Source organism: Blastococcus sp. SYSU DS0539, assembly GCF_054050855.1.
In genome coordinates this window covers 461,002-471,706 of the sequence record NZ_JBJHAF010000001.1, presented here as the reverse complement: position 1 = coordinate 471,706, position 10,705 = coordinate 461,002, and the positions used below count along the sequence as shown (strand labels likewise).

The window sequence follows — 10,705 nt, the reverse complement described above, 5'->3', positions numbered from 1 at the left end:
CGGGCAGCGCCGGCTGCAGGTGGGCGCGGCCGGTGCGGCCGCGCCACCGTCAGCGGTCAGCCCGTGGTGTCGTGGCCGTGACCGTGGTCGTGCTCGAGGCCACCGCCGCCGGCGGCCTCCTCGAACGTGCCCTGCTCACCGGCCGGGGCCGGCAGCTCGAACTTCGGCCCGGGGATCGGCCGGCCCTCGACGCCGTTCACCGACTCCGTGGAGAAGGCGTAGGTGAGCATGGCGAAGGCCATGACGTCGCTGTTGACGTCCAGCGCGTCCAGCGCGAGGTTGTCGAGGTCGTCGCAGGCCTGGTGGTAGCACGGGTCGAACGACTCACCCGCGGTGCCGCCCCAGATCGCCTCCTGCTCCGGCGTCTTCACGACCTCCGCGCCGGTGAACAGACCACCGGAGGGGATGCCGGCCTCGATGAACGCCTGGTAGTCGCTGCGCCCGGAGTACTCGGCGTCGTCGTACGGCACACCGATCTTGGTGTAGTACGACTCGAAGAGGTCCTCGATGGCCGTGGAGCCCTCGGGGATGACCACCGGCGCCTCCCAGGTCGACTGGTCGGCGTCGTAGACCATCTGGACGTAGTTCGGCGAGCCGACCATGTCGTAGTTCAGGTACAGCGCGATCCGGTCGCGCTCCGACTGCGGCAGCTTCTCGACGTAGCTGGTCGAGCCGACCAGCCCCTGCTCCTCCGCGGCCCACCACGCGAACCGCAGCGTGTTGTGCGGCTTCAGGCGGGCCATCGACAGCGCCGTCTCGAGCAGCGCCGCGGATCCCGAGCCGTTGTCGTTGATGCCCGACCCCACCTCGACGCTGTCGAGGTGCGCGCCGGCCATGACGACGTTGTCCCGGTCCCTGCCGCGCAGCTCCGCGATCACGTTGTAGTCCGTGCGGGTCTCCGCGGGGAGGACGACCACCCGGGCCGTGGCCCCCTCGGGCGCTGCCAGGGCCTGCCCCTGCGCGAAGCTGGCGCCGACCACCGGGATCCCGTGCGTGACCGTCGAGCCGTCGCCGAGCGTGGCCGCGTTGGCGACGATCAACTCCATCCGGTCCTCGGCGCTGCCCTGGTTGAAGATGACCACGGCCTCCGCCCCGGCGTTCTCGGCGTTGACGACCTTGTCCCCGAAGTTGCAGGCGCCCCGCTGGACCAGCGCGACGTCGGCGTCCCCGGCGAGGTCCAGGCCGGCGAAGTCCTCGGCCTCGCAGCCGCTCGTGGAGGCGGCCGGGTCCGTCAGCGCCAGGTCCACGGGGACGACGGCCCCCTCGACGGTGCCCGGGCCGCTGCCGGTGAAGACGCCGGTCTGGTAGTCCGCCGCCACGGGGGTGAGCTGCCGCAGCTCGGCGGGGAAGTTGAAGGTGATCTCCACCGGGTCGAGGGTGACGTCGAAGCGGGCATCCTCCAGCAAGCCCGCGACGTAGTCGACGCTGTCGGCGTAGCCGTCCGTGCCCGCAGCGCGGCTGCCCGGGTAGACCGGGTCGTCGCTGTTGTCCGCGATCTTCTGGAAGGCGCGCTCGTGCTCGAGCACGTCCTCGAGGTCCACGCACTCCAGCAGCTTGGCGTAGGTGTTGTTGTGCCGGCGGTCGCACGAGTCGCGCGGTGCGGCGATGGCGGTGGTGGGCAGCGCCAGCGCGAACAGCAGCGTGCTGCTGCCGAGGGCGATGGTTCGAGCCGCCGTCCGTCGTGCGGACGGGGTCCGTCGTTGGGTCACGCTCGGTCCCTTCGATCGGTGCTCCCCCGGCGGCCGGGCCACCGGGGCGCCGACACCGTTGTCGGCACCGGACCTTCACCCCGTCGACGCCGGGTTGCATAGGGGCACGGACCGGCTTCGGGCGTGTCGCCGGAGCAGGACCAGCGCGGTCTGCCCGAGACGTCCGGACCGGCTGACCTGCGCGTTCGGTGTGACTCGCATCACGACACGCAGTGCGACGGCGTATGACTCCCCGTCACCAGAGGTGACGGAGCGTCAGTGGACCCCGGCCGACGACACGCCGGCCCCGGCCGGACGCTCCCCCGCGGCCACGGTCCCCGGGGCAGCTGCGGGGAGCCAGCGCGCCCACCACCGCAGCAGGTGCTCGAAGCGCGCCAGCCGGTGCCGCGGCCGCCCGGTGCGCGGCAGCTCGTGCCCCTCCCCCGGGAACAGCAGCAGCTCGGCCGGCACCCCGCGGCGGGCGAGCTCGACGTACAGCCGCTGCCCCTGCTCCAGGGGCGTCCGCAGGTCCTCCTCCGCGTGCACGACCAGGGTCGGCGTGCTGATCGCCTCCGCGAGCGGGCGCTGCGCGGCGAGCCGCTCCGGATCGGTGCCGAGGTGCTGGTCGGTCAGGTACCAGCCGACGTCGGAGGAGCCGGTGAGGCCGGCCGGATCGGTGATCGCCCCCTCCACCACGGCGGCGGTGAACCGGTCGGTGCGCCCGAGCAGCAGGGTCGCCAGGTAGCCGCCGTAGCCGCCGCCCGCGATCCCGACCCGGTCCGCGTCGAGCGCCGGATCGGTCAGCGCCGCGTCGAGGAAGGCCAGCACGTCGTCGGCGTCCCGCCCGCCCCACGCGCCGCGGATCGTGCGCCCGTGCTCCGCGCCGTAGCCGGAGGAACCGCGCGGGTTGCACTGCACCACCGCGTAGCCGGCGGAGACGTACACCTGGACCTCGTCGAGCAGTCCCCGGTCGCACTGGCGGAACGGACCGTCGTGGACCGTCAGCAGCACCGGGTGCGGGCCCGGCCCCGGCGGGGTGGTCACCCACCCGTGCACCGGATAGCCGTCCGGGGCGGTGGCGGTGCGCTCCTGCGCCCGGTGCAGCCGGCCGGTGGCGCCCAGCTCGCGGCCGAACCCGGTGAGCAGCCGGCGCCCGCCACCGGTGACGGCGAGCAGCTCACCCGCCGACCGGTCGTGCGCGACGGTGGCGACGACGACCCCGGCGGCGGCCGCGACGCCCCGCACCGCGAACGGCCCGTCGACCAGCGTCTCGGGGGCGCCGCCGCCCAGGGGCACGCGCAGCAGCTCGACCGTGCCCCGCCGCTCGACGCCTACCAGCACCGCCTCGTCGGCCAGCACGGTCGCCGCGGTGCGGTCCCCCCGGTGGTGCAGCTCCGGGTCGAGCAGCGGCACCAGCGGGCCGCCGTCGGCCGGTAGCCGGCAGGGCACCGCCTGCCGGGCCACGACGTCCAGCCCGTCCGGCCCCAGGTCGGGGACGGCGGTGACGACGATCGACCGGCCGTCGGCGGTGTAGGCGGGGTGCGCGCAGCCGGCGCGGGACTCCGTGAGCCGGCGCAGGCCCGTGCCGTCGGGGCGCACGGCGTGCACGTCGCGGACCAGGTCCCGGCCGGCGCGCTCGTGCCGCGCGGAGACGAACGCCAGCTCGTTGCCGTCGGGACGCCAGGCGACGTCGGCGCAGTCGGCCGCGCCGCTGGTCACCTTGACCGGCCGCGGCTGCGGCGCGGTGCCGTCGGCGAAGTCGGCCGGTAGGGCGACGACGAACACCTGGCCGGGCCGGTCGGTCAGGAACCCCACGCCATCGAGCCGGTAGGCCAGCGTGGTGATCAGCCGGGGTGGCTCGGCGGCCGCGTCGACGCCGGGGACCGTGCCGTACCGGCCGTGCTCGGGGACCCGGGCCACGTAGGCGAGGCGGCGCGAGTCCGGCGACCACACCGGCGCCCCGGCGCCCAGCAGGTGGTCGGTCAGCCGGCGCGGGGCACCCCCGGCGGCCGGCAGCACCCGGAGCTGCGGGCGGCTCCCGGGCTCCGCGCCGAGGTAGGCCAGCCACCGCCCGTCCGGGGAGAACACCGGATCGGTGTCCCGGTGGCCGGAGGTGAGGGGGCGGGCCGGAGCGGAGCCGTCGGTCGGCACCGCCCACAGCTGGCTGCGGTACTCGTCGGCCGCGAGGTCGGGCCGGCCGACGGCCACCACCGCCATCCGCCCGTCCGGGGAGAGCGCCGGCGTCCCGGGGGTCCGCAGGAGGGCGAGGTCCGACGGGCGCATGCCGGCGACGCTAGCCGAGACCCCGGACCCGCCCCCCTGCCGGAGCAGCGGGGCGGCGTCAGCTCCTGCGGTGGTCGTCCTGGGTGTCGGCGCGTTCGGCGAGCTTGGCCTCGGCCGCCGCAGCCGCCTCCGGCCCGCCCGTGGGCACCTGCTGCGCCGTCTCCGTGTCGAGGTCCGGCGGGCCGGCGGTGGCGACCTGGCCGCGGGTCTTCAGGAGGCTGGCCACGGTCGCGATGATCAGCACGCCCAGGATGATGCTCAGCGAGAGCCAGATCGGGATGTGCGGCACCGCCTCGATGGGCTCGCGCTCACCGGCGAAGGGCAGCTGGTTCTCGTGCACCGCCTCGAGGATCAGCTTGACGCCGATGAAGGCCAGGATGACGGCGAGCCCGAGGGAGAGGTAGACGAGCCGCTTGAGCAGGCCGCCGAGCAGGAAGTAGAGCTGGCGCAGGCCCATGAGGGCGAAGACGTTGGCCGTGAAGACGATGAACGGCTCGCGGGTCAGGCCGAAGATCGCCGGGATGCTGTCCAGCGCGAAGATCAGGTCGGTGGTGCCGAGCGCCAGGATGACCACGATCATCGGCGTCCACATCTTCTTGCCGTTCTCGGTCACCCGGATCTTCGCGCCGTGGTAGTCCTGGGTGATCGGGAGCACCGAGCGCATCCGCCGGATGAAGACGTTCTCCTCGTACTCGTCGTCCTCCCCGCGGTGCTTCACGAGGTTGATCGCCGTGTAGATGAGGAACGCGCCGAAGATGTAGAAGACCCACACGAACCGCTCGATGACCACCGCGCCGAGCAGGATGAAGATCCCGCGCAGGACGAGCGCGATGATGATGCCGATCATCAGCGCTTCCTGCTGGAACTTCCGGGGCACCTGGAAGCGGGCCATGATGATCACGAAGACGAAGAGGTTGTCGACCGAGAGCGAGTACTCGGTGAGCCAACCCGCGTAGAACTCCGTGGCGTAGGTGCCGTTGGTGAACGCCAGCATCAGCAGCCCGAAGATCAGCGCCAGGCTGATGTAGAAGCTCACCCAGAGCCCGGCCTCCTTGATGGAGGGTTCGTGCGGGCGTCGGGCGACGATGGCGAGATCGGCGAGCAGCAGGACCGTGAGCCCGACGAACGTCGTGATCTCGAACCAGACGGGCAGCTCCATGCGGCGGTTTCCTCCGAAGGACGTGCAGAGTCAGCACCGGAGGTCTCTCCCACCGCAGGTGATCACACCTGCGATCGACAGCACCGGAGGCCATGGGACCTCGTGATGACGACGCTGCCGCGGGGGGATACTCCCCTCCTTCGCATCCCCCGGCGGCAGCGATCGTCAGTGTTCGCGCCGGCCCGGGTTTGCGGCGCTCACGCTACCTGCTCCGTCGCCGTTGGACCCGCTGGACGCCGGGAACGGCTCCGCCGGGGCCTCACCGGCGGCCGAGAGGCCCGTCGGGTCGGAGGCGGCCGTCTCGGCGACGAGGTGCTCGCGCCGGTCGCGGCGGACCCGCCAGAGGCTGGCCACGGTGGTCACCACCAGCGTCACGAGGATGACCAGCAGGGAGATGGTGATCGGCACCTCGGGGATCACCGTCACGTGCTCGCCGCCGTTGATGAACGGCAGCTCGTTCTCGTGCAGCGCGTGGATGACGAGCTTCACGCCGATGAAGCCGAGGATGACCGCGAGGCCGTAGGAGAGGTACACCAGCCGGTCGAGCAGCCCGTCGATCAGGAAGAACAGCTGCCGCAGGCCCAGCAGGGAGAATGCGTTGGCGGTGAAGACCAGGAACGTCTCCTGGGTCAGGCCGAAGATCGCCGGGATCGAGTCGACCGCGAAGATGACGTCCGCGGTGCCGATGGCGATCAGCGCGATGGCCAGCGGGGTGAGGAACCGCTTGCCGTCCAGCTTCACGGTCATCCGGTCGGAGTGGTACTCGTCGGTCGTCCGCAGCCGCTTGCGGGCGAAGCGCAGGACGGCGTTCTCCTTGAAGTCGTCCTCGTCCGCGTGCCCGCCGCTGCGCGCCTGCACCCAGGCGGTGTAGATGAGGATCGCGCCGAAGAGGTAGAAGACCCAGCTGAAGTTCGCGATGGCCGCCGCGCCGACGAAGATGAAGACCGTCCGGAGCGCCAGCGCGAAGGTGATCCCGAAGAGCAGCACCTTCTGCTGCAGCTCCCGTGGCACGCCGAAGGCCGCCATGATCAGGACGAAGACGAAGAGGTTGTCGACCGAGAGGCTCTTCTCGGTGACGTAGCCGGCGAAGTACTCCCCGGCGAACCCGGCCCCCCAGCCCCACCAGACGAGGAAGCCGAAGACGATCGCGATGCCGACGTAGGCCGCCGACCAGATCGCGGACTCGCGCAGCGTCGGGGCGTGCGGCGTGCGCACGTGACCGACGAGGTCGAAGACGAGCATGCCCACGATCGCACCGACCGTGATCGCCCACACCCAGAAGGGGACGTCCAAGAAAACCTCCGGAACTGGCAGTTGTCAGTTTCCCGGAGGTCTCTCCCACCGTCCGGACGGACGGTCGACGGGCCGGGGAGCGCAGGGGATCCCGTAATGACGACCCGGTCGCGTCGGGATACTCCCCTCCACGAACCGGGGACGTGCAGACGTCATCGCCCGCACGTCCCGTGTGGTTCAGAGGGGCCAACGCCCCGGGTGGCCGAGGAGTTCCCGCCCCCCGACGAATGTCCGGCGACCTCCCAGCGGTCGAGGCCGGCCCGCGACGGGTACGGCCGCACCGGCATGCTCGCCGGTGCGGCGGGCAACCGTCAGGCCGGAGCGGCCAGGTACGCCGCGCGGGCCCGCGCCAGCATCCGGTCGCGCTCCTCCGCGGCGAGGTAGCCGGCCCGGATCTGCTGGTCGACGGCGGTGGCGTAGCGGGCCAGGTAGCCCTCGACATCCCCGTACCGCGCCCGCAGCTCCTCGGCGGTGAACGGCTGCCACCCGCCCCAGTTGCCGCACAGGTCGGTGATCGACGACGTGCCGACCGGGGAGAGCGCGACCGGCACCGGCCGGCCGAGCGGGACGACGGCGTCGGGGAACCGGACTCCCCCGCGCGGCTGGGCGGTGTCCCGGTCGACCACGGGCACGGCGAGCTCCATCCCCGGCAGGCCGTTGAAGACCGCCGGGTCGTCGGCCGGCGCGGGCCGCAGCTGGAAGACCGAGGGCTCGGGCAGCAGGCCGCGGTCCGCGCCACCGCCCGGGGTCACGATCGCGGCGAGGTCGGCGACCAGGGTGCGCAGGTACGGGTCGTAGGTCAGCGGGTTGCGCGGCACGACGGTGCCGCCGTTGCACCCGAGGGTGCCGAACACCAGCGCGTCGGAGTAGCTCAGGCCCGCGTGCGGCGCCGGCCAGTCGTAGCGCACCCCGCCGCGGGCGTGCCCGCCCTGCGCGGTGAGGCTGGCGCGCAGCCGGTAGTAGTCGGTGTAGGTGGCGACGTCGACGAACAGCGGGTCGCTGGTCCGGCGCGTGAGGATCTCGTCGCGGCGGAGCGGGACGCCGTCCTCGAGGACGTAGGGCCGCTGGGGCGCGTTCCCGGCGAGCTGGTTGATCGCCAGCCGGTTCCCGGCCCCGGACACCGCCAGCGCGGCGTCGTAGACCCCCCGGCCGGAGCGGTCGTCGACGTTGAAGCCCTCGGCCACGAACGTGTCGACGAACCAGGCGCTCTGGCTGATGCCGGCCAGGATGGACGAGCGGTAGGAGGGCAGGTCCGCGCCGCCGGCCGGACGCGGCGCCGGCTGCTCGAGCAGGCGGCCGAGGTCGCGCACGATGACCTCGCCGACGCCCTGCGCGGTGGCGGGCACGCCGGCGGAGATGCCGGTCTCCCACTGCACGCGGGCGTAGGACACGTTCTGCTCGGCCAGGAAGCCCAGTCCCAGGCCGTCGGGGTACACGGCGGTGGCGGGGCTGCTCGCCGCCGTCGGGAGGGCGAACTGCTCGAGGGTGAGCAGGACCGCGGGCCGGCCGCGGTTCTCCGCCTCGACGAGCACGACGTCCTGCACGCCGCCGCCGGGCGGCGCGATGAGCTCGAACTCCGCGCTGTAGTGGTAGCCCTGCTCGTCCATGGCGAGCTCCTCGAGCCCGGCCACCGGCTCCCGCGGGTCGACGACGCCGCGCACCACGCCGGTGGTCCGCTCCCACGTCCGGTCACCGACCCGCAGCGGGCTGGTCGTGGCCTCGACGGCGGTGATGCCCGACGACAGCGGAGCACCGCTGCGGCCGGGCGCCTCGGCGGGCGCCCCGGGGCGCGCAGGTGCCGCGAGCGCCGGGGCCGCGGTGAGGGACAGGGCGGCGGTGAGCGCGATGGTGGCGGCGGTCAGGCCGCCCTTCGGACGCCGGGAACGCAGCTGGGGCACGCGGGAGCCTTCCGACCGGAGTGGGTGTGCCCCGAACGTACGTCAGCTGTGACCCACGTCGCGCTCCGGGATCCGGCCGGCCGGCGAGGGAGCCGGCGAGCGGCCACCGCCGACCCGCCGCGCCCCCGGCCGAGGGATCAGGCGTGCGCGGCGTCGAACTGCCGGAGCTCCTTCTTCAGCTCGTTGAGCTCGTCGCGCAGCCGCGCCGCGACCTCGAACTGCAGCTCCCGCGCCGCGGAGAGCATCTGCTCGTTCATCGTCTGGATCATGTCGGCCAGCTCCGCCCGGGGCAGACCCTGCACGTCGATCGACCCGGCCTTGGCCTTGCCCTTGGACGACAGGCCCGGCACCGGGGACTTCCCCCGCGACTGCTGCCGCCCCGAGCCGCCCAGCAGCTCGGTCGCCGACTCGGTGTCCTCGGCCGCCTTGTAGATGCCGTCGAGGATGTCGATGATCTTCTTGCGCAACGGCTGGGGATCGACGCCGTGCTCGGTGTTGTAGGCGATCTGCTTCTCGCGCCGCCGGCTGGTCTCCTCGATGGCCTGCGCCATCGACGGGGTGATCTTGTCGGCGTACATGTGCACCTGGCCGGAGACGTTGCGCGCCGCGCGGCCGATGGTCTGGATCAGCGACTTGCCGGACCGGAGGAAGCCCTCCTTGTCGGCGTCGAGGATGGCGACCAGGGAGACCTCGGGGAGGTCCAGCCCCTCGCGCAGCAAGTTGATGCCGACCAGCACGTCGTACTCGCCCTGCCGCAGCTCCCGGAGCAGCTCCACCCGCCGCAGGGTGTCGACCTCGGAGTGCAGGTAGCGCACCTTGATGCCGAGTTCGAGCAGGTAGTCGGTGAGGTCCTCGGCCATCTTCTTGGTCAGGGTGGTGACGAGGATGCGCTCGTCCTTCTCCGTGCGGAGGCGGATCTCGTGGACCAGGTCGTCGATCTGGCCCTTGGTCGGCTTGACCACGACCTCGGGGTCGATGAGGCCGGTCGGCCGGATGACCTGCTCGACGACGTCGCCCTGGACCTTGCCGAGCTCGTAGTCACCCGGCGTCGCCGAGAGGTAGACGGTCTGGCCGATCCGGTCGGTGAACTCCTCCCACTTCAGCGGGCGGTTGTCCATCGCCGAGGGCAGCCGGAAGCCGTGCTCGACCAGCGTGCGCTTGCGGCTCATGTCGCCCTCGTACATGCCGCCGATCTGCGGCACGGTCACGTGCGACTCGTCGACGACGAGCAGGAAGTCGTCCGGGAAGTAGTCGATGAGGCAGGCGCCGGCCGAGCCGGGGCTGCGCCCGTCGATGTGCCGCGAGTAGTTCTCGATGCCGGAGCAGAAGCCGACCTGGCGCATCATCTCGATGTCGTAGGTGGTGCGCATGCGCAGCCGCTGCGCCTCCAGCAGCTTCCCCTGCCGGTCGAGCTCCGCCAGCCGCACCTCCAGCTCCGCCTCGATGGAGGCGATCGCCCGCTCCATGCGGTCGGGGCCGGCGACGTAGTGGCTGGCCGGGAAGACGAACAGCTCCTCGACCTCCCGGACGACCTCGCCGGTGAGCGGGTGCAGGTAGTAGAGACGCTCCACCTCGTCGCCGAACATCTCGATCCGGACGGCGAGCTCCTCGTAGACCGGGAAGATCTCGATCGTGTCGCCCCGCACGCGGAACGTGCCGCGGGTGAAGGAGAGGTCGTTGCGGGTGTACTGCTCGGTGACCAGCGTGCGCAGCAGCTCGTCCCGGTCGCGCTCCTCCCCCACCCCGATCTTCAGCGCCCGCTCGACGTACTCCTGCGGCGTGCCCAGGCCGTAGATGCACGAGACGGTGGAGACCACCACGACGTCGCGCCGGGTGAGCAGGCTGTTGGTGGCCGAGTGCCTCAGCCGCTCGACCTCCTCGTTGATCGAGGAGTCCTTCTCGATGTAGGTGTCCGTCTGCGGGACGTAGGCCTCGGGCTGGTAGTAGTCGTAGTACGACACGAAGTACTCGACCGCCGCGTCGGGCAGGAGCTCCCGGAACTCGTTGGCCAGCTGCGCGGCGAGGGTCTTGTTCGGCGCCATCACCAGCGTCGGGCGCTGCACCTGCTCGATCAGCCAGGCCGTCGTCGCCGACTTCCCGGTACCGGTGGCGCCGAGCAGGACTACGTCCTTCTCCCCCGCGTTCACCCGCTCGGCGAGCGCCTTGATCGCCGCCGGCTGGTCGCCCGAGGGCTCGAAGTCGCTGACGACGCGGAAGCGCCCCTGGGTGGGCCGGAGATCGGTGGTCGTGCGCACGCCGTCGACGGTACGACGGGGGTGTGACAGGAGGCGTCGCGAGCGTCGCTCCGCGACCGCTGGGGCACCCGGGGCGGGAGCGGCAGGGCGGGTACTTGTCTCCTCCCCGGGACCGCCCTAGCGTGCCGA

At 72.4% G+C, this 10,705-nt stretch carries 6 protein-coding genes; all 6 read right to left on the bottom strand.

The genetic code is table 11. From position 1 onward, the window contains the following. Positions 1–56 precede the first annotated feature (56 nt). The 6 genes from ACI790_RS02130 to uvrB all read right to left on the bottom strand — a co-directional run bounded on the left by ACI790_RS02130 (position 57) and on the right by uvrB (position 10,576). Positions 57–1,709: a M28 family metallopeptidase gene (locus ACI790_RS02130; protein ID WP_456568128.1), complete on the bottom strand. Its 1,653-nt coding sequence runs from the start codon at positions 1,707–1,709 to the stop codon at positions 57–59. A gap of 255 nt (positions 1,710–1,964) precedes the next feature. After that, positions 1,965–3,971: a S9 family peptidase gene (locus ACI790_RS02125; protein ID WP_456568127.1), complete on the bottom strand. Its 2,007-nt coding sequence runs from the start codon at positions 3,969–3,971 to the stop codon at positions 1,965–1,967. Between the two features lie 58 nt (positions 3,972–4,029). After that, positions 4,030–5,130: a TerC family protein gene (locus tag ACI790_RS02120; protein WP_456568126.1), complete on the bottom strand. Its 1,101-nt coding sequence runs from the start codon at positions 5,128–5,130 to the stop codon at positions 4,030–4,032. A gap of 165 nt (positions 5,131–5,295) precedes the next feature. Then, the gene (locus ACI790_RS02115) at positions 5,296–6,423 is read right to left on the bottom strand and encodes a TerC family protein (RefSeq protein ID WP_456568125.1); all 1,128 of its coding nucleotides are present in this window, start codon (positions 6,421–6,423) and stop codon (positions 5,296–5,298) included. Positions 6,424–6,734: 311 nt separating this feature from the next. Next, complete coding sequence (locus ACI790_RS02110; protein WP_456568124.1) at positions 6,735–8,321, bottom strand: alpha/beta hydrolase domain-containing protein; 1,587 nt, start codon at positions 8,319–8,321, stop codon at positions 6,735–6,737. Positions 8,322–8,458: 137 nt separating this feature from the next. Then, positions 8,459–10,576, bottom strand: coding sequence for an excinuclease ABC subunit UvrB (gene uvrB / locus ACI790_RS02105; protein ID WP_456568123.1), 2,118 nt, complete (start codon positions 10,574–10,576; stop codon positions 8,459–8,461). Positions 10,577–10,705: the final 129 nt, after the last annotated feature.